Below are 24,091 nucleotides of genomic sequence, written 5' to 3'. Positions count from 1 at the left end.
CTTCGCACAAAAAACTTAAGTTTATAGGTTTATCTCAAACGATCTACAGATTTTACGAGATCTTCATCCTTTTTGATGGCCTTATTAGCTAAAACTAATAATACGATAGCAACAATTGGTAGAAACATCCCAATACCTTTCTCTGAAACAGCTAGTGTTTCTCCAGATAAATTTAGAGAACGATATACAAACAATCCTAATAAAATTAAATTTAATATTATGTTCAGTCTGCCCATTACAAACTGATTTTGTCTTTTCTTGTATGAAATGATACTTATAATAGTAAGCATAGTACTTAATCCAAGCAAGATTGTGTAAAACTGATCTTGCATAAAATAAAATGTTTTACCATTATTTAATGTCCAAAGCGGAATAAAAAATAATAATACTCCCGTAATTAAAAAGGTAAGAATTAAATATACAGTTTGAATTCGTTGTATCATGATGTAAAATTGTTTTACAAAAATATATTTTCTTTTTTTAAAATACTATTGTATGATTAAATTTTATTCGTATTATTGCATCATAATACCGTAAGCACTTCATACTGCGGTCAATCGAAAACAATTATCTACCTATTCTTTTTACAGTATTTCCGTTAAAATAATTAAATTCATAGAACATTCATGTTTGATATTTCTGCATTAAAAGAAATGAAGCTTTCTGAGCTTCAAGAAATAGCTAAGTTAGCTAAAACTATAAAGTTTACCGGTGTCAAAAAAGAGGCTTTAATCAGCCAGATTTTAGCACATCAGGAAACAACTGTAGCACCACCTGCTAGTGCTGTAACTGAAACTGAAAAAGTTGATGATAAGCCGAAAAGAGCAAGGATTGTTCCTGTAAAAAAAGCGCCTATTAGCAAAAATGCTCCAGTATTAGAATTTGATAAAGTAGAGGAAACTCCAGAAAAAATAGAAACTCCGGCAGTTGTAAAAACCCCAGTAGCAAAAATAGCTCCTAAAACGAAACAAGCTCCTGTAGTTAAACAAGCTCCGGAAGAAAAGATAGTTGCAGAGCAGGAAAATCCTGAAGTTCAGGAAATAGCTGAGGATACTGTGCCAGAAAAAAAAGGACCAAAAATCGTAAAATTTAATAAATCAGCTTACGAGAAAAAAGTCGCTTTGCAAAAAGAAAAAGAAGCCACAAAGGAAGTAACTCCGGAAGGCGAAGCTGTAGCAGAACCTTTAACTGCTGAAAAAACAGAAGCACCCGTTGCGGTTAAAAAGGTTAATCCGAACCAAAATAAGAACCCAAACCAGAATCCAAATCAAAACCCGAACCCAAACCAAAATCCAAATCCAAATTCTAATCCAAACGCTAATCCAAATGCAAATGGTAACGGAAATGGCAATAATGGGAATCAAAATCCAAATCATAAAAACAAGAAAAATAATTTCAGAGATTCAGACTTTGAGTTTGACGGAATTATCGAAAGTGAAGGTGTTCTTGAAATGATGCCGGACGGTTATGGTTTTTTACGTTCATCAGATTATAATTATTTAGCTTCTCCGGATGATATTTATTTATCAACTTCACAAATCAGATTATTTGGTCTTAAAACCGGAGATACTGTAAAAGGGGTGGTTCGTCCTCCTAAAGAAGGCGAGAAATTTTTTCCTTTAGTTCGTGTACTTAAAATCAATGGTCACGATCCGCAAGTGGTTCGCGACAGAGTTTCTTTTGAACACCTGACACCTGTTTTCCCTTCTGAAAAATTTAAATTAGCCGAAAAAGGCAGTTCTGTTTCAACCCGTATTATCGATTTATTTTCGCCAATTGGTAAAGGACAACGTGGTATGATTGTCGCACAACCTAAAACAGGTAAAACAATGTTATTAAAAGACATTGCAAATGCGATAGCAGCAAATCACCCTGAAGTTTACCTTATTGTTCTTTTGATAGATGAGCGCCCTGAAGAGGTTACAGATATGCAGCGTAGTGTGCGTGGAGAAGTAATTGCTTCTACTTTTGACAGAGAGCCGCAAGAACACGTGAAAATTGCTAACATCGTTCTTGAAAAAGCAAAACGTTTGGTAGAATGTGGTCATGATGTTGTAATTCTTTTAGACTCGATTACACGTTTGGCAAGAGCTTATAATACTGTTCAGCCAGCATCCGGAAAAGTTTTAAGTGGTGGTGTTGATGCAAATGCATTACAAAAACCAAAACGTTTCTTTGGAGCTGCCAGAAATGTAGAAAATGGCGGTTCGTTAAGTATCATCGCAACTGCACTTACTGAAACAGGTTCTAAAATGGACGAGGTGATCTTTGAAGAATTTAAAGGAACCGGTAATATGGAGCTTCAACTGGATCGTAAAATTGCCAACAAACGTATTTTCCCTGCAATCGATCTTACGTCTTCAAGTACACGTCGTGATGATTTATTATTAGACGAGAAAACATTACAAAGAATGTGGATCATGCGTAAATATCTATCAGATATGAACCCTGTAGAATCTATGGATTTTGTAAATGATCGTTTCAAGAAAACAAGAAATAACGAAGAGTTTTTGATCTCTATGAATGACTAGAGGAAGGTTCTAAGTTTCAAAGTTACAAAGGTTCTGATGTTTTCTTTTTGGAATCTACAATATAAAAAAGGGATGAGTTTTAAACTCATCCCTTTTTGTTTGTAAATTTTTAAAACTTAGTACCTTAGTCCCTCAGCAACTTAGCGCCTTTATTTAATAGGTTTGTCAACTACCGGTCTATTCTCTCTATTGGCTAAATCCCAAGCGATTGAGAATGCTAATTGAGCTCTTTTAGTCAAAGCATCATATTCGATTTTTTGAGGTTCATCACCTTTTCCATGGTAATCTTCGTGAACTCCGTTGAAGAAGAAAACTGCAGGAATTCCAAATTTGGCAAAGTTATAATGATCAGAACGCTCATAGAAATGATTTGGATCTTTTGGGTCATTAAACTTAAAATCCAAGTCTAATTTGGCATATTTTTCGTTTTGAGCTACCACAATATTGTGTAAATCTGTTGAAAGTCTGTCGGCACCAATTACATATACATAATTATTAGTTTGAGCATGTTCTACGTCACGACGGCCAATCATATCAATATTGATATCTGCAATAGTATTTGCGATTGGAAACAAAGGATTTTCAGAATAATAACGTGATCCGTGTAAACCATGTTCTTCACCGGTTACGTGTAGAAAAAGGATCGAACGTTTTGGTCCATGTCCGTCTTTTTTAGCTTTTGCAAATGCTTTTGCCATTTCGATTACAGCTACAGTTCCGGAACCATCATCGTCAGCTCCGTTATAAACTTCGCCATTTTTTATTCCTACGTGATCATAATGTGCAGAAATTACAAGCACTTCATTCGGTTTTTCAGAACCTTCAATATAAGCCCAGATATTTTCTGAATCCGGTAAATTTTCGTTTCGTCTTGCGTTCAGGAAAGAAGCCGGAATATGTTGGTAGTAATCTGTTGCACCTTTAGGAAAAGAAATTCCACTTTTTTTGTATTGTTCAATCATATAAAGACCCGCTTTTTTCTGTCCTTTTGATCCGGTTTCGCGACCTTCCATTTCATCAGAAGCAACAACATATAACATTGTTTTAAGGTCTTTTTCGCTAATTGCTTTGATGTATTTGCTTGGGTCCGAATTGTCTTTTGATGCGGTCGACTGGAGACTCTTGCAAGAAAAAGCAGTACCGATTAATAATAAAATTATAAGTTTTTTCATTGTTGTTTAATGTAAGTTTAGAAATGTATAAAACGCATATATGATTAGTAAAAATAGAATAAAAAAGGAGTTAATAAAAAACAAAGCGACACTTTTTAGAAACGAAACCCATCTGGTTTCTCCATAAAAACGGTGATGTGCCGGATAAAAATAATAACTCATCCATATAAAACCCACAAAGTCAGCTATATCTGAAATAAAAGTAAACGGATTGTCTTCTCCAAATAAACCAATCAATTTTCGAATTATAAATAAAATCAGGAATATTAAGAGCAAGAATGAAAAATAATGCAGTGTAAATATGCCATGATCAAAGTAATACCATTTTCGTTTATTGTGAAAAAGCCATAAAAAGAAAGCAAAGAATGGCATTATAATGAATAATACTTTAGGTATGTTATGAACGAATGACTCCGTAAATTTTTCTATGATGTTTTCTTTCGTATTATGATCCTTTACGTATTTAGCTTTTTTGATAATCCAATAACTAAAACTATCCAGCTTCTTTTCTTCCGGAGCAAACTTTTGTAACGAATCAACATTCTTTGTAAAATTGTCAAAATCTTTTCCGGGTTTAAGATCATTGAGATCTCCTGTAAAAATATTTTTAGGGATTTCTTTCTTACCGGATTTTGTATAATTATCAGATGTTACAATTTCTTTATCATGACCCGGAAATAAGGCGATCATTAAAAAAGTAATAAAACTAATAAAGATATAAAGCCGGACAGGGGCGAGGTAGGACAATCTTTTTCCGGAAAGATATTCTTTGGTTAATGTAGCAGGCTTAAAAAGCAGATTTCGAATGGTTTTCCAAAAGGCATTTTCGTAATGCGTCAGATCTTCAAAAAAATGAATAAATAAATGATGAAATGTTTTTCTGCTATCTGTATTTTCCTGTCCGCAATGCGGACAAAAATTTTGTTCGACAACGTGCCGGCAATTCAGGCAGGTTTTATCTTTTCTAATCGGACTGTGTGACATTGGTTAATTGGTTGGTTTGGTTTTGGTTGTTAATTTTTGCCCACGTATATCACAGATTTAAAATGGTTTACGCTGTTTTTTTTGCCACGAATTAACGCAAATTTTAAATTTAATTTAATAGCGTAAAATCAGTGTAAATCATTTTAAATCCATAACATCTGTAAGCTATTCAAAATTTATTTTTTCAATACTTCATTCAGGAAAAGCTGTAAATGCTCAAATGATCTTTTTGCTGCAACTGCATTGTAAGCTGCGCCTTTTGAGTTGTCGTTTCCGGCTTCTGGATTTGTAAATGAGTGAACTGAATTTGCATAATAAATCATTTGCCAATCGGCTTTTGAGTCACGCATTTCTTGCTGAAAAGCAGTAATTTCTGCTGGAGATTCAAACGGATCATCTGCACCATGGCAAACCAGAACTTTTGTGGTAATTGGCTCAACTTTACGGGTTGTATCTTTACCAAGACCTCCGTGAAAAGACACAACACCTTTTAGATTCAAATGTCCGCGTGCTGCCTCAAGTACTCCGGTTCCTCCAAAACAATACCCAATAGCGACAATATTATCAGCATTTGCGCCTGATTTTATCAATTCCTGCAAAGCAGCATTAATACGTTTTTGGTACACTTCGTAGTTCTTTTTGTAATAACCGGCTTGTTTTCCGGCTTCGGTTGTATTTGTTGGATAATTACCTTCGCCATAAATATCAGCGATGAAAACATTGTAACCTAATTTAGATAAGTTTTCTGCAATATCCTTTGATGCTTTGTCGATTCCCAGCCACGCCGGCAGCAATAAAATTCCTGGATTCTGATTGCTTTTTTTAGTGGATTTTGCAAATAATCCATTTAATGCCTGAGAACCATCTGTATATTTTACAGATTTTAATTGTGCTGCTATAGTGTTAGAAAACAGTATGGTAGCAACTAATACAAGGGCTGAATTTTTCATAGTAATACAATTTTAAACAAATATCAGAAATATTATGTTACAAAAAAACCTCGAAAAAATATTTCTTTCGAGGTTCGTGTATGTTACTTTATTTTATAAAATCATTCGCCGGGATGATATGTTTTTTCTGCGTTTTTAAGAACATCTTCTTTATAGAATAAGACATCTTTAAATTGTCCGTTTTGATACATTTCGGCCTGATCATCAAAATGTTTTGAATTAGGATCACCACTGTTTCCTCCGGCTAATAATGATTTTGCTTTTATTTTTGTACCAAATTCAACGGCACAAACAAAACTATTGCCATTATATCCGTAACGTTTTTTTGAATCCTTTTGATAACTGCTTTTAAAAGAAGGCAAACTTCCCCAGGAACCCGGACCAAAAGCAATTGGTAAACTTGGTTTAGAGTCGTCGTATTTTAAATCAATATCACCGCTGGAACGCTGAAAACGGTTGATTTCTCCCCAAGCCACTTTCCAGGAACCCCATTTTGATTTTAAATCTTTTAGAACTTCCTGCAGTTGTGGTATCAGTTGTGCTACGGTTGCATTTGCAGCAAAAATTTTGGTGTTTTGAACCTGATCTGTCTGACCTTCATTAATATAAGCTTTTAAGATAATGGGATCTAATTTATAAGCCCATTCTACCGCTAATGTTGTTGCTATTGAATTTTCTCTGGCATAATAATCCCAATTTTTTAAAATCGAAATTGCTTCACTAAGTTCTGTATAGTCCGGATCTGTAGTTTTGATGTTTTTTTCGAAAACAGAAATAAGGCTTGGAATCAAAATTTCAAAAATAGATAGTTTTGTGTCGTATCCGTCAGTAATTACCTTGTCCAGAGTATATTTGTCGCCTTTGCTAAAAATTCTAACGGCATTTATTCCCCTGAAGTTTTCTCCGTCAGGCGCCATATAAGGCAAATAATTCTCTCTTTTAGGACTGTTTTCTCCGGCAACAGAATAAGGAGTTGAGTTACAATTTTGCAGCCAGCCATTTACGGGATTATATATATGAACAGTTTCGCTGACTTCATGCAAACCTTTCCATTGTGTAGAAGAAATTGATCCGTCGACTACTTTTGACCAATTAAGGCTTTTATCTCTTACAGGGATAAAATTGCCATGCCAGTATGCAATATTTCCTTTACTGTCTGCATATACAGTATTATTGGAGGTATTTGCCTTTAAATCCATTGCTTTTTTATAATCGTCAAAACTGGTTGATTTAGTTCTGACCCAACTCTGGATCAAACTTGTCATCGATCGATTATTCGATTTTAAGCTGATCCATTTTCCGTCCCGTTTGGCCATAATTGGACCGTTATTAGTATAATAAGTTTTGATTTTTTTGGGAATTAGTTTTCCACCTTCGGTATATTTTATTATGATTTCTTTTTCGATAACCGGTACAAGCTTTTTATCAAATTCATAATATAATTTATTGTTTTTTGTGGTGATTTTCTCCGCATACATATCCGCAACATCTACGTTTGATGAAGTGTGCATCCATCCGCAATAATCATTAAAACCCTGATAAATAAAAAATTGCCCCCATGTTACGGCTCCATAAACGTTCAGTCCTTCTTCACTTGTTGCCTGAACTTCAGGCCTGAAATAAAATGTTGTGTGTGGGTTAATGTATAAAATAGCATTTCCGTCAGCGGTTTTAGAGGGAGAAAAGGCAAAACCATTCGATCCGGTTTGTACATTTTTCTCGCGTTCCACGTAAGCTACTTTATCATTATTGCCGGAATAAAATGCTTTTAATTCTCCTGTAGAAAGATCTGCCGTACTTATGGCGCCTATACTTCCGTCTGTCCATAGTAACGGAAACCAAGGCTCGAAATGGGTTAAAAGTGCAGGTTTTATTTCGGGATGTTTGTATAAATAGAAATTGATGGCATCAGCATAACTATTCAAAAGTTTTTTGAGCCAGAGTGGTGCTTTTTTATAATCTGATTTTGCTTCGTCAGCATCAATCAAAAGACGAATTTCTAAATCATTGTATAAAACGGATTGTCCTTTTATTTCTGAAAGGCGACCGAGTTTTTCAATATAATTCATCTCAATGCGTTTAAAATCATCTTCGCATTGCGCATATAATAATCCAAAAACAGCATCAGCATCCGTTTTTCCATATACATGCGGAATTCCCCATTTATCTCTGATAATAGAAACTTGCTGCGCTGATTTTTCCAGACGATTGACTTCTTTTTGATTTATTTTTTGTGCCGAAATCTGAAAGTTGATGCAGCAAATGATAAAAAGCAACTTTAGTATTTTTAAGTAATCGAACATGATTATTGATGTTATTACAAGCTAATATTGCGTTTAAAAGCACAACCTAATTCAATTATAGAATCTGTCTTGGCAATACCGGGAATGCTGTCGATTTTTTCATAAAGAATCCTGCGCATATGCTCGTGATTTGTTGCAATGATTTTGATATATAGTGTAAAAGAACCTGTTACATAATAACATTCTGTAATTTCAGGAATATCTTTGAGAGCTTCAATAATTCGGTCAGAATCAGAATCTTTATTTAGGGTGATTCCCGTAAAAGAAGCCCAGTCATAACCAATTTTCTTTTCCTGAATAATGGGTTTTATACCGCTAATAACACCTTGCTCGACCATTCGGTTAATACGCTGGTGCACCATTGTGTTTGATATCTTTAAATTAGCAGCAATTGCAGAAAACGCCATTCGGCCATCTTTTTCTAATTCTTTAATGATGCTAATATCAAATTCGTCTAATATATCCATTATTTTAAATTGAGTTAAAATTCTACTTTTCAGATTCATAAAAGTAATTATTTTTTTCAATAAATAGGATAAAACTCTTTATAAGGACAAGTATATTTGATTTTTTAATGGTTTAAAATTGTTATTTTTGACTTTAATATTAGTTTTAAAAGTCAAAATTATGGTTTTAGAGGCTAATAATGAATAAAATTTAATACTTTTGCCCTTTAAAAGAAATAAATCATGATACAAACTGAAAAATCACTTTCGTCAAAATCAGAAGTTTTGATAGAAAAAGAAAATAAATACGGAGCTCATAATTATCATCCGCTTCCGGTAGTGTTAGAAAGAGGAGAAGGTGTATATGTTTGGGATGTTGACGGAAAAAAATATTATGACTTTTTATCTGCTTACTCTGCAGTAAATCAAGGACATTGCCATCCTAAAATTGTAAAAGCAATGGTAGATCAGGCGCAAAAACTTACGTTGACTTCCCGTGCTTTTTATAATGACAAACTAGGTGATTATGAAGAATTTGTAACCAAATATTTTGGTTTTGATAAAGTTCTGCCAATGAATACCGGAGCTGAAGCTGTTGAAACTGCACTAAAAGTATGTAGAAAATGGGCTTATGAAGTAAAAGGTATTCCGGAAAATCAAGCGCAGGTTATCGTTTGTGAAAACAATTTTCACGGTAGAACAACAACGATTATATCATTTTCAAACGATGAAGGTGCCCGTAAAAACTTTGGTCCATTTACAGAAGGATTTTTAAAAATTGAATATGATAATCTTGAAGCTCTTGAAAAAGCTTTGGAATCATCAAAAAATATAGGAGGATTTTTAGTTGAACCAATTCAGGGAGAAGCTGGAGTTTATGTACCTTCAGAAGGATATTTATCTAAAGCTAAAGCATTGTGTGAGAAACATAATGTGTTGTTTATTGCAGATGAGGTTCAGACCGGAATTGCACGTACCGGAAAATTATTAGCGGTGCATCATGAAAATGTACAGCCTGATATTTTGATTTTAGGGAAAGCAATTTCTGGCGGAGTTTATCCGGTTTCTGCGGTTTTGTGTAACAATGAAATCATGAATGTAATTAAACCAGGCCAACACGGATCTACTTTTGGTGGAAATCCTGTTGCTGCTGCCGTTGCAATTGCCGCACTTGAAGTAATTAAAGAAGAAAATCTAGCCGAAAATGCAGAACGTTTAGGAATCATTTTAAGAAAAGGTTTAAACGAAATTGCAGAGAGAAACAATCTGATCACGCTCGTTCGCGGTAAAGGATTACTGAATGCTATTGTAATTAATTGCGGAGAAGATTCTGATCTTGCCTGGGAAATTTGTCTTAAATTTAGAGATAACGGATTACTGGCAAAACCAACTCATGGTAATAAGATAAGATTAGCGCCGCCATTGGTTATGAATGAGGCACAAATTCAGGAATGTCTGGAAATTATCGAGAAATCATTAAATGATTTCAGAGAATAAAAAAGAATATGAATATTGTTATAAAAGTTGCAGAAATGTTCTGCAACTTTTTTGTTTTTATAGGAAGACTAAAAATTATGTAACAATGGACATTAATTGTATAATTTTTTAAAGCGACTTGATAAGTAGTTTTGAAATGTCTTTAAAACGAAATTAAAACGAATCTTAAAATAGATTTTTATTTAATTTTTGATGAAGACGAATAACGATTAAAACGGTTTTATTAACTTTTATAAATACAATTCTATTATAATGGCTTACTCAAATAATGACATAACACGTTTTTTAGATGCGCAGAATAAACTTTATCTTACCGCTTTTTCCGAAATTAAAAAAGGAAAAAAAGAAACACATTGGATGTGGTTTATTTTTCCGCAAATAAAAGGATTAGGAACGAGTAATATTTCTAAATATTATGCGATCGCTGATCTTGAAGAAGCTAAAGAATTTTTAGATCATCCTATTTTGGCAAAACATCTTATAGAAATTTCAGAGCTTCTGCTAACATTTAAAAGAAAATCTATCGAAGGTATTTTAGGAGATTTAGGTGCTCGTAAATTATGTTCGTCTATGACACTTTTTTCTCAGGTCGAAGGTGCTCATCCTGTATTTCAGGAAATATTGAATACTTTTTTTATGGGATATTCAGACCCGTTAACTCTATCTATTACAAATGTAGAAGTAATGTCGCCAGCTGTTGAAGCATTAACATAAATTTCCACTTACAAGGAAAAAAAGCCATTCCACTAAAAGTGGAATGGCTTTTTCATTTATAAAAAAGCGACTGTCCTGAAACAATCGCTTTTGGGTTATAATTACTTAAAATATCAAAAAAAGTAATTATTTTTTTGAGAAGAGGCCTAAGACATTCTTCTACGTTATTTAAATCTTTTAAGTTCCCACAAAGTTTTAATAAAAGTATCTACATCCTGTGTGGTATTGTAGAAAGCCAAAGAGGGACGAACTGTTGTTTCTACACCCATTCTTCGCAAAATAGGCTGTGCACAATGATGTCCGGTTCTTACTGCAACGCCTTCCTTATTCAACGCCTGACCTACCTGATCGTTCGTATAACCCTGTAAAGTAAAAGAAAGTACACTTGCTTTATCTTTTGCCGTACCAATCAATCGAACACCCGGAATTTCCTTTAGCAATTTTGTCGCATATTCCAGCAATTGATGTTCGTAATGTCCAATAGCTTCGATTCCTAGTTTGGTAACATAATCTATTGCAGCTCCAAGGCCAATGGCATCTGCAATGTTTCCGGTTCCGGCTTCGAAACGATTGGGCGCTTTGTGGTATTTGATTTCCTCAAAAGTAACATCCTGAATCATGTTTCCGCCAGACTGATACGGTTGCATTTCGTTTAGCAAATCTTCTTTTCCGTATAAAGCACCAATTCCGGTTGGACCAAAAAGTTTGTGTCCGGAAAATACCAGCCAGTCCGGATTTAGATACTGAACATCAACTTTCATGTGCGAAACAGATTGGGCTCCATCAATTAAAACTTTTGCTCCAACGGCATGTGCCATTTCTACGATTCTTTTAGCAGGAGTTACGGTTCCTAATGCATTCGAAACTTGTGTAAAAGCTACCAGACGCGTTTTTGAATTTAGCAGTTTAGCATATTCATCCAGTAAAATTTGTCCGTCGTCATCTACAGGAATTACACGAAGTTTCAATCCTTTTTTATCTGCTAATCTTTTCCAAGGAACAATATTTGCGTGATGCTCCAGATTACTGACAATGATTTCGTCTCCGGCAACTAAATTATGATCGCCCCAGCTTTGAGCAACCAGATTGATTCCTTCTGTAGCACCGCGAACAAATACAATTTCGTTTACAGAATTTGCATTCAAAAAAGTTTTTACTTTTTCGCGCGCAGCTTCATAAGCATCAGATGCACGAGCGGCAAGTTCGTGTGCTGCACGATGAATATTCGAATTTTCGTGTTCGTAGAAATAAGCAATACGATCAATAACCAATTGTGGTTTTTGTGTCGTAGCCGCATTATCAAACCAAACTAAAGGTTTGCCATTTACGGTTTCTCTTAGAATAGGAAAATCTTTTTTAACAAGATTAGCATCAAAACGAGAACCTGAAATGTTACCAAAATCTGGTTTTTCAAAAGTATTTCCAACAACTAAATTTGTATTTCTCTGATCAAAAGCAAACGGATTTTGATCCAGAAAATAATACGAATTTGGATTTTCATTTCCGTTTAACGGAAAATCTAAACGTTTTGTAAATTGCGTATCAACAAGTTTTAATGCCGCATTTAGTTCCGTTTCAAAAGAAGAACTTTCGGTTTGAAAAGGGAGATAATCATTGTTTAAAAGCAATTTCGAAAAAAATGTTTCTTCATTTGATTGCGCCGTTCCGCCATTCTTAAAATTGGAATCGTTAAAACCCGTTTGCGGATTGTTGACATTCACGTTATTCCCGTGTTGAATTCCTGATGCAGAAACCCCACTTTGAGGATCAAATCCCGCTCCGGCATTAGGATATAAAGCCGAAGCTCCTGAACCATAATTGGCAACAGTTGGTGACGCTCCAAAACCGCTAAATGCAGATGGGGCAGAAGGTTCAATTGCCACATTTTGTGATGAAAGAGGCGTGTTGTTACCGCTAAAATTCCCGGCACTCAACAAGGTCTCTGCAATTTTTGTGGCACGAGGATGTTCATTTCGATCAGGACTTAACGAGATTTCCTTAGGAAATTCATTAGGTAATGTCCTGAACAATTCGTTCGCCAAAAACTGCAAATCATCAATGTTAGGTAAACCGTCGTTGTTAGTATTTATACTCATGGTACTTTCCTATTTCTACATCTTCAAGAACAGCGATGGCATCGTCTACCAATATGGCCAATGAGCAATAAAGAGATACCAGATATGATGCAATTGCTTTTTCATTTATTCCCATAAAGCGAACAGATAATCCTGGTGATTGTTCGCCTTGTAATCCCGGCTGAATCAACCCGATAACCCCTTGACGGCTTTCACCAGTACGTAATAAAATGATTTTAGATTTTCCGTTTACTATAGGTAATTTATCTGATGGAATAAGCGGAATTCCTCTCCAGGTTAAAAACTGAGATCCAAATAAAGAAGTTGTAGGAGGCGGAACACCACGACGTGTACATTCGCGGCCAAAAGCGGCAATGGCTAAAGGGTGCAGCAAGAAAAATCCAGGCTCTTTCCATACTTTTGTCAATAATTCGTCTAAATCATCAGGAGTTGGCGCACCGGTTCTGGTTTTAATAATCTGCGATGGTGCAACATTACTTAACAAACCGTAATCTTTATTGTTGATTAATTCACTTTCCTGACGTTCCTTGATCGTTTCAATTGCAAGGCGAAGCTGTTCAGAAATCTGATTGTATGGTTTGCTGTATAAATCAGAAACCCTTGTGTGTACATCAACAATAGTTTGAACTGCCGCAAGATTATATTCTCTAGGATTATCGATGTAATCGACAAAAGTATTTGGTAAAACTCTTTCGTCTCTTGCAGAACAATCTACCTCAATGTGGCTTCCGTCTTTTACTTTATTCAAACGAAAAACCCCTGATTCTACGGGTGTCCAATGTAAAAGATGGGTTAACCAACGTGGGGAAATTGTACCAATTTGAGGAACGGTACGGGTTGCAATTGCTAATTGTCTTGCTGCAACATCTCCTAATGCTGTCTGTTGTTGTTTTGTTTCAGCCATGGCTTAATGGTTTAGTGGTTAATTTATTTTGAATGTACTAATTTAAGAATTTATTTACATCTCTGTTTTCTGCTTAAAATTTGAATTACTTTTTTAATGCCGCTCCGCCAGGCATTTGTTCCGGCTTTAATTTGAATTTGCTATATTCTACAACTCCTGTTTTATCTGCCCAGTCAAAATAAGCCGCAGAAAGGGTATTGACAACTCCGGGATTTTGCTGTGCCACATTTGTCGTTTCGCCACGATCTGTTTCTATGTTATACAGTTCCCATTCATAAGAAGGATAAGTCGAAACTAATTTCCATTTTCCATCTCTCACAGCTCTGTTTCCTGCTCTTTCCCAGAATAAGGGAACTCCTCTGTTTACTTCAGCAGCATTATCGAACAATACAGGTAATAAGCTTTTTCCTGGTAACGGATTTGAGTTTATGCCGTTATATTCTTTTGGATATTCGATTCCTGCCAATTCGTAAAAAGTAGGCGCAAGATCAATGATATGCCCAGTTCCTTTATCTATTCTGCCTGCTTTTATTTTTGATGGAAACCAGGCAATAAACGGAGAACTGAATCCGCCTTCATGCATATTGTTTTTATATTGCTGAAGTGGAGTATTAGATAAATATGCCCAGTTTTGTTCCTGATAATCAAATGATCCTGAAGTTCCAACAGGACCTTCATTTCGAACTAAACCTCTTCCTAACGGATTATAGGTGTTAAAACCGCCTTGCGCACCATTATCAGAAATAAAAATAATCAGCGTATTTTTGTCTTTCTTAAGCGCTTTTAATTTCTCCAGAACTTTACCCACATTCTGATCCATATTATCCACCATTGCGGCATAAACTTCCATTTTTGCTTTCCAGAATTGTTTTTCGTCATAGGATAATTTACTCCATTCCGGAACTTCAGGATCTCTGGCAGAAACCGTTTGATTACTTGGTAAAATGCCGTTTGCTTTAAGTTTTGCAATTCTTTTTTCTCTTAGAATATCCCAACCTTCATCAAATTTGCCTCGGTATTTTGCAATATCAACCGGTTTTGCTTGCAATGGCCAATGTGGAGCCGTAAAAGCCAAATACAAAAAGAACGGTTTGTTTTCTTTGTTTTGCTCGTCTAAAAAAGTCACCGCATTGTTGCCAATTTCATCTGTAAAATAGTACGAATCATCTTTTGGATGTAATTCTTCATTATTCCGAATCAGTTTTACAGGATAAGGTGTTTTTCCAAATGGCAACGGTTTGGTATCAAAATAGTTGGAGGCACCTTTTAGGATTCCGTAAAACTTATCAAAACCTCTTTGATTCGGCCATTGCGCCTGATCTTCAGAGCCTACGTGCCATTTTCCGGAAAGTAAAGTGCTATAACCTCCCGAACGAAAAACTTCTCCTAATGTCAAAGATTCTTTGTTTAAATAGCCCTGATACGCCGGTAATCCTAAATTGACATCAAAAAATCCCATTCCGGCCTTATGCTGATATTGTCCCGTAAGTAACGATCCTCTTGTTGGTGCACAAATCGAATTATTGTAGAATTCGCGTAGGCGTAAACCTTCATTGGCTAATTTATCTAAGTTTGGCGTTTTAATTTCTGAGCCATAATTCCCTAAGTCAGAATATCCCATATCATCAACCATTATTAAAATGATATTGGGTTTTTCAGCAGTTGTTTTGTTTTGTGCCGAAACTAAAACGACTGATAGCAGAAGGTTTAGCGTAATAATTGTTTTTTTCATTATTGTTGATATTTTAATTTTTTGAAAATTGCTGAGTTAACTTTGTCAAAGTTTTTTTTACGCAAAGTCATTGCGAGGAACGAAGCAACCTCATTAGCAAAGTGAAATGTTGTATATCATTGTTAGTGTGGTTGCTTCGTTCCTCGCAATGACAATATTGCGTTTAAACTTTGCGCCTTAGCGCCTTTGCGAGATTATTTTTTTACTTACCAAACAGTAAAAAAGCAATAATCAGGGTAACAATGACATTGAATAATTGCGCTATTAAAAAGGCGTACAAAGGTTTACGGCTATTATTACTCAGTAAATCCTTAAAGTTGGTTTCGAGACCAATACTGGTAAAAGCCAAAGCAAACCATATGCCTTGTAAATTCTTCAGGCTGTCTTTTACACCATCTCTGGTTTCAGAAGTTAGCAGGAAAGAAAACAGCAATGAAGCCGCAATAAATCCAATTACAAACTTTGGAAAACGTTCCCAAATAACACTTAAAGTAGGTTTTGATGCTATAACTTCTTCTGATTTGTTATGTGTATAGGTCCAATATACTGAGATTGCAAAAGCAGCTATGCCTAATAATACATTTTGAGAAAATTTTACAATCGTGCTAATCTTCAAAGCAGTTTCGCCAACCAAAGATCCGGAAGCTACCACAGCGCCTGATGTATCGATACTTCCGCCTAACCATGCGCCGGTAACTTCTTCAGGAAAATTGAAATATTTTGCAATTATGGGCATGAAAATCATCATTGGAATTGCGGTTACCAAAACAATCGAAATAACATAAGACAGTTTTTTAGAATCACCTTTTATCGCTCCTGAAGTGGCAATGGCTGCAGAAACGCCACAAATAGAAACTGCACTTGAAATCATCATCGTCAGTTCATCATCGACTTTTAGTTTTTTACACAACCAAAAAGCAAAATACCAAACGGATAATACTACAATCAAAGCCTGAATTAATCCTAAAGAACCTGCTTTTAGAATGTCTGAAAAGATAACGCTGGTTCCTAATAAAACCAATCCAACTTTTACAAAAACTTCTGTAGAAAGTGCTGATCGAAACCATTCCGGAAGTTTAAAGAAATTACCAATTGCCAAACCAATAATCAAACTAAAAATTACAGCTTCTAAATTCAATGCTTTTATTTGAGTATTTCCTGCAATAATCAGTGCAATAACAGTCAGGATATAAACAACTGGAAAGCCAAGCAAAAAGTATTTTACCGATTTACCGATCAGAAAAGCTCCCAGAGTACCGATAATGATAAGATATAAAAATTGTAATCCGATAATTTTAAGGTTTCCGAAATCAAATACATCCTGGAATAAATCGGTTCCGGTTGACCATTTGAAAACCGGAACTTCGGGCAGGAATACAAAAAGGGAAATCCCGATGATTATAAATCCGAGAATTACGACAGTCCAGTCTTCGTGAATGTTCAATGATTTGGTTGAGGTTGACATTGTATTATTTTATTAGCCTAACAGGTTTTTAAAACCTGTTAGGTATTTATTTTAGAGTTATTAAAAAAAAGTTATAATTTCTATTTTGAATAGACTCCAGCTCTGGCTGGAAGTTATTGTTATTTCAATGAAATTGGCTTTAGCCTAACTTTTATTTGACTTAGCTGATTTAAAACTAAATACCTAACAGGTTTTAAAAACCTGTTAGGATACCAGAAGGATTACAAATCGACAAAATATTTTTGTTTGCCAAAATCAAATTCATAATGTGTTAGATTTGGCCATAAAGGTTTTACCAGGCCTTTTTCCCAGTTTTGTAAAGCAAGATGTAATTCTGTTACTTTCGCCGGATTTTTTTTGGCAAGATCTGTAGTTTCAGATTTGTCTTTTGCTAAATTATAAAGCCATTCTTCGTGTGTTTTTCCGCTGATGATTAATTTCCAATCACCGCTCCTAATGGCTTTTGCATCGCCGGATCGCCAATATAAAGTTTTGTGTGCTTCTTTGTTTTCATTAACGGTACTTACGAGATCAACTCCATCATAAACACGGTCTTTTGGTAAATCAGAATTAATGGCAGCGGCAATTGTACTAAAAATATCCAAAGTACTTACCGGCGTTTTATAAATGGTGTGTGGTTTGATTTTTCCCTTCCACGAAAGTGCAAACGGAACATTTACTCCGCCTTCAAAATGAGAAAACTTTCCGGCTTTCAATGGCGCGTTTGTTGTTGCAAAAGTATAATCTGCACCACCATTATCGCTGGCAAAAAAGATTAATGTATTATCTTCCAGACCTTCTTTTTTAACTTTGGCCCTGATTCTTCCCACGGCATCATCCAATGCGCTGATCATGGCAAAATAAACCCGTTTGTTTTCGTCTTTTACATTCGGGAAACGATCATAATATTTTTTACGAACCTGAAATGGCGTGTGTGGTGCATTAAACGGAACATATAATAAAAAAGGTTTGGTTTTGTTTTTTTCAATAAAAGCTTCTGCTTCATCAGCGAATGTTTCGGTTAGATATGCTTTATTATGTATGATGGTGGTGTCGCGACGAATTTGTCCAATGCCAACACGGCCATTTCCCCAAATCATTTTATCGGTAAAATCTTTATGATGATGGTTGATAATATCCGGATTATCATCTTCGGGAGTATAAAGCGAGAATGCCTGATAGAATCCGTAATGATAATCGAAGCCACGATCTAAAGGAAAAAATCCTTTGTTATGTCCCAGATGCCATTTACCAATAATTGCCGTGCTGTAACCTTCTCTTTTTGCCAGATCTGCAAAAGTAATTTCAGATTGTGGCAATCCTTGTGTTGCAATCGAAGCTTCGTTTGGATAATTGATTTTATCATTCAGTCTCCAATTATTTGTATTGATCAAATACTTAAAACCATAATATTCTAAGTTATTTTTGGGATATCGGTCTCCAGGTTGAAATTCATGTCCAAAACGTTCCTGATAACGTCCCGTTAAAATTCCGGCTCGAGAAGGCGAACAAATAGAAGCTGAAACATAACCATCCTGAAAAGTTACGCCTGAAGCTGCCAGTGAATCTATTTGTGGTGTTGGTGTAGATTTTCCTCCGTATAGCGAAATATCATATTTTCCTAAATCATCAGCAAGAAGAATGATAATATTTGGTTTTTTGAAAGAACTGTCTGTAGAAATTTTTTCAGAAAGAAATGCTGCTTTTCCTGCTAATAATTTTTTATCCGGTTGTATTAAAGTTCCATCCGTATTGATGGGCCAGAATAGAAATAATGCTATTAGAAAAAGGACAATAACTATTGACAGAGTGATTTTTTTTATTTTGGATAGCGCCATATTTTTTTTATTTCGAAGCCAAAGCCACATCAACATTATTTTTTAAGTCTCCTAAACCATCATTTTTAAAAACAATTTTACCATTTTGATACAATATCAAAGTAGGAAAGACTTTTACTGTTTTTAAATCGGCGATAACCTGCGGACTTTCTTCTAGCTCAATTTGAACAATTTTGAGTTTTTCTCCGTATTGGGTTCTCAGATTTTCTAAAATAGGTTTTACGGTTTTGCAGGTTGCACAATATTTTGATCCGATATCTACCAAAACATACTTATTTTCAGCGATTATTTTTTTGTATTCCGATAATGATAATTTGCTTTTTAAATTGGAGTAAAAAGGTTTTCCACCACCAATCCAGGCTGCAATTCCGCCTTCTAAAATATATACCTCAGAGAATCCTTTTTTTATTAATTCAGTTGATAAAAGACCACTTCTGTATGCGGCAATCGAATAAATAAATACCGGTTGTAAAGGATTTAAAGCAGCTACGGCTTTTTCGTAATTCTCTGATTTAAGGTTAAAATTTAAAGCACCTTCGATATGGTTTAAGGCAAATTCTTCCGGACCTCTCGCATCAATTATCTGTGGATTTTTTTGACTTTTAATTTTTGCATAAAAAGCATCCAGTAATACAATACTGCTGGCACCTTTGTCCTGAGCAAAACCCAGAGTGGTAAAAAACAGGTATATAATTGTACTGGTTTTAAGTACTATATTTTTCATAATTATTGTTTTTATAGCCAAACAGTGTATTCATCTTAATGAAGAATACACTGTTTTTCTAAATTTTTTTATGATTGAGCTTGCTCGTAATAAACCGGAGTTGGAGAAATACTTTCTTCTTTTTGCTTTAGCGGAACAGCAAAAACGCCTTCGGCAAGGGCACTTCCTTCTTTTTTAGATTTGAATATTGGCCACAAAAACTGCGCATACCATTCTTCTTGTTTATACGATTTGATTCCGTACGATTTTGGAAATTTACGTGTGATTAAACCAGTCCCAAAAATGACATCCCAGATAAAGAACATATTACCAAAGTTGCCTTTAAAATGGCCAACTCCATCGCCACTTGTATCAGCATGATGCGCGTGATGCGTTGCAGGAGTAGAAATCAAACGTTCTAAAACCCATGCAATTGGGTGTAAAACTTTGTATTTGTAAAGTGGTTTATCCCACGCAATGCTGGAATGCGCTCCCAGAGTAATAAAACTTTTGATGACCAAAACAAATAACGCAGGTAAACCTAAACCTAAATAAGTTAGAGCCGCTGTTAAATAAATTTGAGAAAAGAAAATGGTATAAATAAAGTTTTGTCTCGAAAGCATCGCCATACCCATATAAGGAGCGGAATGATGTGTTCTGTGAAAACGCCACAAAAACGGAACCTGATGGTGCAATCTGTGATACCAATATTGTGTTAAATCATCTGCAACAGCGATTAAAAAGAAACCTCCCCAAAACGGAACCCATGAAAGTGAGTTGGCAAGATCAGGAATTAAATAAGGTAAAGCTGTTAAGCTGAAAAAAGCAATTACAGGAGGTAAAATTAGTTTGGGTGCCAGGAAAGAAATGATATCTATTTTGCGTTCTTCACCTGTCCATTGATCGTCATATAAACCTGCGCCAAACTCAATGATTCCTAAAACAAGCATAAAAACGGTTAATCCCCATGTTCTGATATTAGCAAACGCAGGCTGCGCAAATTCTAAAAATGAGGGTAAAGTAATGTGAGAATCAGTTATCAGGCCATTGCCTAATTTGAAATAAAGATAAATTGCCACTACCGGCAGTGCATACAACAAAAGACTAATACCTAAATCTCTTGTTAGTTTTGATTTTTGAACTATTGCCATGATTTCTTATTTTAAAATTTGATTTACTAATGCTAAACCTCCGGCCAAAATAGCCAGCGGAACTAAAAAGAGAATTGTTCCCACAACAATCTTTTTTCCTATAATTTCATAGTCTACTCGTTTCATCTGTTTCTTTATTCTGGTTTATAATTCTTTTTGAATGTTCTGATAATCAGAAATTTTAAAGTATGGTAAAATTAAAAATATAAACTTCTAATTCTATGGATTTAGTAGAGTTTTATTTAATTGTTTTCCAGAAATTTGTTATAATACTTTTATTTTATTTTTTTGATAGACGGTAGTGTTTCAACCGTTAAATTGTCTCTGAGTTTTTCTGATGGTAAATACAAACGTATAATCAAAGTTGCTTTTTTGACATTGTTGACAGGCAACCAGTTTTCTTTTTGTGCAGAACCTGAAAGATTGATCTGATAAGAAGTGCTGTCGGCTTCATATTTTACATCTTCAAGATTATAGCTGTATTTATTGATTGGATTTTTAATTAAAAAACCATTTTCATCATACGCCGTAATACTCCAGTATTTAGCATCCAGCTTTTTTCCGCTTATGATATAATCTGATTTAGGATCCAGTTCATTTCCATCGCTGTCTGTGTTTGTACTTAAATAGATTACCTCTTTTTTTGTCAGGGCATAAGGACCGTAAACAGCTACTTGTGCAATTGTAAGTAAATCAGCTGAGTTGAGGTCTTTATCTTTGTCGATGGTTTGCCAATTGCCAATAATGCGCTGCGAATTACTTTTTCCGGATTTAATGTTGTAAACACCAACGGCACTTCCTAATACTATCGCAAGAATGATCAATGCTACTGCAAGACCTATCTTTTTAATTTTTTGATTTAAAGCCATTTTATTTGATTTTAAGTTGAACGTTTTGTTTTTGCGTAATCTTGTCATTTCGCTCTAGATGACATTTTTTGGAATTAAAATAAAAAATCCGTTTAAATCTGCGTTTTTGCAAAGCAAATCCGCGTCATCTGCGTCCCATGACAAAGATTTTGCTTACTTCCCTAATTTTTCTACTGTAACATCATGTTGCAATTCTGCCAATGTTCTTACCGGATAGGCTTTCGAAACTAAATAACGAAACAAAATCAATCCTTTTGTTGTGGGACTGTAAATGATTCTTTCTTTCGGAATATTTTTCAAAACTTCAGCAGTGCTTCCTTCAGGAGCTAAGTAATATTCGAATTTTGATTTTACTTTCTCTTCATTTTCCACAAAAAAGTTGGTGGTGTTTTCCTGATAGGCAGAGATGGACCAATACGTTGAATCCGGTACAATTCCTGAAATTTTCAGTACGTTATCTTTCAAATCATAATTGATTGTAGAATATAAAAAGTCCGGATTTGGTAACGGAATTACTCTGCTGTTTTCAGCATTTGGCTGATCTCCAAATCGGGCTGTATTGATATCTCCCAAACTTTTCTCGGCAAACTTTTTTTGCACATAATAAGGAGTTATCCAGATCGTCAGGTAGTAAAAACTTACCGCAATTACTACAAGAATCAAGGCAAAAATGCCCTTTTTCAAAATTGGTTTTGTTGCTGCCATAATTTACTTGTTTTAATATCAGAGCCATTAACATATACTTGTGGAGAATAATTAATAGCTCTGATGGTTTTTTATTTATTTTCTTCTAAAAGATTATTTAGAGCTTCCGGCATCTCCGCCTTTGTTGACTTGTTTTACTAAATCCTGTAACGTTTTGCCTTTGTCAGCTCCGGTATTATGAATTCTTCTGTTGTATACATCCTGCCAGTCTATAAGCGGATAAACATTGTTTTCTTTGGCTTGCTCATCAAAAAGTTTTTGCAGTTCAGCTAATTTTTCAGGATATTTTTTGGCAAGATTATTACGCTCGTTAAAATCTTCGTTTAAGTTGTATAATTCCCAAACATCAGAGTCAAAATTGCTTTCGGCAGGTTTTTCATTTTTTCCCAAAGCTTTTTTTACGGCAAATGAATCTGGTAAATGTGCTGCTCCGGCTTTCCATCCATCTTTATAGATAGCTCTGTTTCCAAAAATATAGTAATACTGGATTTTGTGTAAAGATTCTGCTTTGGCATCGTTCAAAGAAGCATATAAAGAAGAACCTTGTATGGTATCTTGTTTTACTGATTTGATATATTCCGGAGCTTTAATTCCCGCAATATCCAGTGTTGTAGGCAATAAATCGGTTACATGACTGTATTGATTTCTGATTCCGCCTTTTTCTTTGATTCCTTTTGGATAAAAAACAATCAACGGATTATGTGTTCCACCTTCAGATTGTGCATCTTGTTTCCAGTTTTTAAAAGGTACATTTGTTGCCTGGGCCCATCCTAAAGGGTAATTTGTATTTAAACCTTTTGCAGTACCAATTTCATCAATATTAGCCAGGTTTTTCTTTAGGTTTTCGTCGTCAGATGTTCCCTGAGAAAATAAACTTTGGTTAATTGTTCCTTCTGTAGTTCCTTCTTTACTGGCTCCATTATCACCAATTGCAACAAAAATGACTGTATTGTCCAACTGATTGCTTTCTTTTAGATAGTTTACCACTCTTCCAATTTCATAATCTGTATACGTCAGGAATCCGGCATAAACTTCCATAAAACGAGCATATACTTTCTTTTGTTCCGGAGTAAGTTTTTTCCAGTCTGTAATAAGCGGGTTACGGTCCGGTAATACAGCGTTTGCAGGAATTACACCTAGTTTCTTTTGGTTTGCAATTACTTCTTCACGATACGCATCCCAGCCTTTGTCAAATTTTCCTTTATAAGGATCGCTCCATTTTGTAGCCACCTGATGCGGCGCATGAGCTGCTCCGGGAGCATAATACAAAAAGAACGGTTTTCCCGGCGCTGCTTTTTGTTGTTTCTGAATAAAACTAATCGCTTTATCCGTAATAAGTTCGTTTAAATGACGCCCATCTGGTTTTATATGTGTTTGATCTTCTACTAAATCAGGATTGTACTGATCTGTTTGTGAACCTAAGAAGCCATAGAAATGATCAAATCCTTTTCCGGTTGGCCATCTGTCAAACGGTCCTGCATCTGTAGCTTCTTCATCTGGAGTTACACCATATTTACCAACGGCAAAAGTATTATAGCCATTCTCACGTAAAATCTCTGCAATAGTTCCTTTATCTGACGGGATTCTGCCATCCCAACCCGGGAAACCTGCTGAAAGAATAGTGTGAGAGAACCCGCTAACGTGTACTTTACCTGAATTTCTACCGGTTAATAATGCCGCACGGGTAGGAGCGCAAATAGCAGTCGTATGAAAGTTGGTGTATCGCAAACCATTATTTGCCAATTGATCAAAATTTGGGGTTTGAATCAAACCTCCAAAAGCACTTGAAGCTCCAAATCCTACATCGTCTAATAAAATCCAGACAACGTTTGGTGCACCTGCAGGCGCTTTTACAGGATCTGGCCAATATTCTTTAGAATCGGCTAGAGTTTTACCAACTACACCTTTGAATTCTACATTTTTATCTTGTGCAAAACCGAATTGTACAACAAGCAATGCAGTAATCAAAAGCCCTTTTTGCGAGCTTTTGATTGTACTGTTAAATTTAAAATTTTTCATAATTCTAGTTTT

At 35.2% G+C, this 24,091-nt stretch carries 19 protein-coding genes; 3 read left to right on the top strand and 16 right to left on the bottom strand.

The genetic code is table 11. From position 1 onward, the window contains the following. Positions 1-29 precede the first annotated feature (29 nt). Positions 30-443 carry a DUF4293 domain-containing protein gene (locus tag BXU01_RS09295; protein WP_083692915.1) on the bottom strand — a complete coding sequence of 138 codons (414 nt, stop codon included), beginning with the start codon at positions 441-443 and terminating at the stop codon, positions 30-32. Positions 444-626: 183 nt separating this feature from the next. Between BXU01_RS09295 and rho the strand changes: the two genes are divergently transcribed. Further along, the gene (rho, locus tag BXU01_RS09290) at positions 627-2,531 is read left to right on the top strand and encodes a transcription termination factor Rho (protein ID WP_083692914.1); all 1,905 of its coding nucleotides are present in this window, start codon (positions 627-629) and stop codon (positions 2,529-2,531) included. A gap of 149 nt (positions 2,532-2,680) precedes the next feature. On the opposite strand, the gene BXU01_RS09285 is transcribed toward rho, so the two are convergent. From BXU01_RS09285 to BXU01_RS09265, 5 genes are all read right to left on the bottom strand, one after another. After that, the gene (locus tag BXU01_RS09285; RefSeq protein WP_083692913.1) at positions 2,681-3,703 is read right to left on the bottom strand and encodes a M28 family peptidase; all 1,023 of its coding nucleotides are present in this window, start codon (positions 3,701-3,703) and stop codon (positions 2,681-2,683) included. Between the two features lie 6 nt (positions 3,704-3,709). Then, entirely contained in the window at positions 3,710-4,687 is a 978-nt protein-coding gene (locus BXU01_RS09280; RefSeq protein WP_083692912.1) for a DUF3667 domain-containing protein, read from the bottom strand. A 176-nt stretch (positions 4,688-4,863) separates the two neighbouring features. After that, positions 4,864-5,637: a dienelactone hydrolase family protein gene (locus tag BXU01_RS09275; RefSeq protein ID WP_083692911.1), complete on the bottom strand. Its 774-nt coding sequence runs from the start codon at positions 5,635-5,637 to the stop codon at positions 4,864-4,866. Between the two features lie 101 nt (positions 5,638-5,738). Beyond that, the gene (locus BXU01_RS09270) at positions 5,739-7,940 is read right to left on the bottom strand and encodes a penicillin acylase family protein (RefSeq protein ID WP_083692910.1); all 2,202 of its coding nucleotides are present in this window, start codon (positions 7,938-7,940) and stop codon (positions 5,739-5,741) included. A 14-nt stretch (positions 7,941-7,954) separates the two neighbouring features. Continuing rightward, on the bottom strand, positions 7,955-8,407 hold the full coding sequence (locus tag BXU01_RS09265; RefSeq protein WP_083693282.1) for an Lrp/AsnC family transcriptional regulator: 453 nt from the start codon (positions 8,405-8,407) through the stop codon (positions 7,955-7,957). 222 nt (positions 8,408-8,629) lie between these two features. Here BXU01_RS09265 and rocD point away from each other — a divergent pair, with 222 nt between their 5' ends. Both rocD and BXU01_RS09255 read left to right on the top strand, forming a co-directional pair. Then, positions 8,630-9,883, top strand: coding sequence for an ornithine--oxo-acid transaminase (gene rocD, locus BXU01_RS09260; RefSeq protein WP_083692909.1), 1,254 nt, complete (start codon positions 8,630-8,632; stop codon positions 9,881-9,883). Between the two features lie 252 nt (positions 9,884-10,135). Beyond that, complete coding sequence (locus BXU01_RS09255; RefSeq protein ID WP_083692908.1) at positions 10,136-10,597, top strand: DUF1810 domain-containing protein; 462 nt, start codon at positions 10,136-10,138, stop codon at positions 10,595-10,597. Between the two features lie 164 nt (positions 10,598-10,761). Here BXU01_RS09255 and BXU01_RS09250 read toward each other — a convergent pair whose 3' ends face one another. From BXU01_RS09250 to BXU01_RS09205, 10 genes are all read right to left on the bottom strand, one after another. Further along, positions 10,762-12,693 (bottom strand): family 2A encapsulin nanocompartment cargo protein cysteine desulfurase, encoded by a 1,932-nt coding sequence (locus BXU01_RS09250; RefSeq protein ID WP_083692907.1) that lies wholly within the window; start codon positions 12,691-12,693, stop codon positions 10,762-10,764. Beyond that, positions 12,677-13,597: a family 2A encapsulin nanocompartment shell protein gene (locus tag BXU01_RS09245; RefSeq protein ID WP_083692906.1), complete on the bottom strand. Its 921-nt coding sequence runs from the start codon at positions 13,595-13,597 to the stop codon at positions 12,677-12,679. The genes BXU01_RS09250 and BXU01_RS09245 overlap by 17 nt, the downstream gene beginning before the upstream one ends. An 85-nt stretch (positions 13,598-13,682) precedes the next feature. Then, positions 13,683-15,329, bottom strand: a complete 1,647-nt coding sequence (locus BXU01_RS09240) for an arylsulfatase (protein ID WP_083692905.1) — start codon at positions 15,327-15,329, stop codon at positions 13,683-13,685. 202 nt (positions 15,330-15,531) lie between these two features. Then, positions 15,532-16,794, bottom strand: a complete 1,263-nt coding sequence (locus BXU01_RS09235) for a YeiH family protein (protein WP_083692904.1) — start codon at positions 16,792-16,794, stop codon at positions 15,532-15,534. 221 nt (positions 16,795-17,015) lie between these two features. Continuing rightward, complete coding sequence (locus BXU01_RS09230; protein ID WP_083693281.1) at positions 17,016-18,632, bottom strand: sulfatase-like hydrolase/transferase; 1,617 nt, start codon at positions 18,630-18,632, stop codon at positions 17,016-17,018. A gap of 7 nt (positions 18,633-18,639) precedes the next feature. Next, positions 18,640-19,356, bottom strand: a complete 717-nt coding sequence (locus BXU01_RS09225; RefSeq protein ID WP_083692903.1) for a thioredoxin domain-containing protein — start codon at positions 19,354-19,356, stop codon at positions 18,640-18,642. Positions 19,357-19,424: 68 nt separating this feature from the next. Further along, positions 19,425-20,486, bottom strand: a complete 1,062-nt coding sequence (locus tag BXU01_RS09220; protein ID WP_083692902.1) for a sterol desaturase family protein — start codon at positions 20,484-20,486, stop codon at positions 19,425-19,427. Between the two features lie 275 nt (positions 20,487-20,761). Beyond that, positions 20,762-21,355, bottom strand: a complete 594-nt coding sequence (locus tag BXU01_RS09215) for a DUF1214 domain-containing protein (protein ID WP_165689772.1) — start codon at positions 21,353-21,355, stop codon at positions 20,762-20,764. A gap of 153 nt (positions 21,356-21,508) precedes the next feature. Next, positions 21,509-22,060 carry a DUF1254 domain-containing protein gene (locus BXU01_RS09210; RefSeq protein ID WP_083692900.1) on the bottom strand — a complete coding sequence of 184 codons (552 nt, stop codon included), beginning with the start codon at positions 22,058-22,060 and terminating at the stop codon, positions 21,509-21,511. Positions 22,061-22,153: 93 nt separating this feature from the next. Next, positions 22,154-24,079 (bottom strand): arylsulfatase, encoded by a 1,926-nt coding sequence (locus tag BXU01_RS09205; protein WP_083692899.1) that lies wholly within the window; start codon positions 24,077-24,079, stop codon positions 22,154-22,156. Positions 24,080-24,091 lie beyond the last annotated feature (12 nt).

Origin of the sequence: [Flexibacter] sp. ATCC 35103 (assembly GCF_001975985.1) — a bacterium.
Lineage (GTDB): Bacteria > Bacteroidota > Bacteroidia > Flavobacteriales > Flavobacteriaceae > Flavobacterium.
The sequence above is the reverse complement of the archived record's forward strand: the minus strand, read 5'-3'. Positions and strand labels throughout refer to the sequence as shown.

Excerpts from the sequence above, each read along its gene's own strand:
- BXU01_RS09235 (WP_083692904.1), bottom strand. The coding sequence starts at position 16,794 with ATGTCAACCTCAACCAAATCATTGAACATTCACGAAGACTGGACTGTC.
- BXU01_RS09220 (WP_083692902.1), bottom strand. The coding sequence starts at position 20,486 with ATGGCAATAGTTCAAAAATCAAAACTAACAAGAGATTTAGGTATTAGT.
- BXU01_RS09255 (WP_083692908.1), top strand. The coding sequence starts at position 10,136 with ATGGCTTACTCAAATAATGACATAACACGTTTTTTAGATGCGCAGAAT.
- BXU01_RS09280 (WP_083692912.1), bottom strand. The coding sequence starts at position 4,687 with ATGTCACACAGTCCGATTAGAAAAGATAAAACCTGCCTGAATTGCCGG.
- BXU01_RS09230 (WP_083693281.1), bottom strand. The coding sequence starts at position 18,632 with ATGGCGCTATCCAAAATAAAAAAAATCACTCTGTCAATAGTTATTGTC.
- BXU01_RS09215 (WP_165689772.1), bottom strand. The coding sequence starts at position 21,355 with ATGGCTTTAAATCAAAAAATTAAAAAGATAGGTCTTGCAGTAGCATTG.
- BXU01_RS09295 (WP_083692915.1), bottom strand. The coding sequence starts at position 443 with ATGATACAACGAATTCAAACTGTATATTTAATTCTTACCTTTTTAATT.
- BXU01_RS09210 (WP_083692900.1), bottom strand. The coding sequence starts at position 22,060 with ATGGCAGCAACAAAACCAATTTTGAAAAAGGGCATTTTTGCCTTGATT.
- BXU01_RS09275 (WP_083692911.1), bottom strand. The coding sequence starts at position 5,637 with ATGAAAAATTCAGCCCTTGTATTAGTTGCTACCATACTGTTTTCTAAC.
- BXU01_RS09245 (WP_083692906.1), bottom strand. The coding sequence starts at position 13,597 with ATGGCTGAAACAAAACAACAACAGACAGCATTAGGAGATGTTGCAGCA.
- BXU01_RS09240 (WP_083692905.1), bottom strand. The coding sequence starts at position 15,329 with ATGAAAAAAACAATTATTACGCTAAACCTTCTGCTATCAGTCGTTTTA.
- BXU01_RS09265 (WP_083693282.1), bottom strand. The coding sequence starts at position 8,407 with ATGGATATATTAGACGAATTTGATATTAGCATCATTAAAGAATTAGAA.
- BXU01_RS09225 (WP_083692903.1), bottom strand. The coding sequence starts at position 19,356 with ATGAAAAATATAGTACTTAAAACCAGTACAATTATATACCTGTTTTTT.
- BXU01_RS09270 (WP_083692910.1), bottom strand. The coding sequence starts at position 7,940 with ATGTTCGATTACTTAAAAATACTAAAGTTGCTTTTTATCATTTGCTGC.
- rho (WP_083692914.1), top strand. The coding sequence starts at position 627 with ATGTTTGATATTTCTGCATTAAAAGAAATGAAGCTTTCTGAGCTTCAA.
- BXU01_RS09250 (WP_083692907.1), bottom strand. The coding sequence starts at position 12,693 with ATGAGTATAAATACTAACAACGACGGTTTACCTAACATTGATGATTTG.
- BXU01_RS09205 (WP_083692899.1), bottom strand. The coding sequence starts at position 24,079 with ATGAAAAATTTTAAATTTAACAGTACAATCAAAAGCTCGCAAAAAGGG.
- BXU01_RS09285 (WP_083692913.1), bottom strand. The coding sequence starts at position 3,703 with ATGAAAAAACTTATAATTTTATTATTAATCGGTACTGCTTTTTCTTGC.
- rocD (WP_083692909.1), top strand. The coding sequence starts at position 8,630 with ATGATACAAACTGAAAAATCACTTTCGTCAAAATCAGAAGTTTTGATA.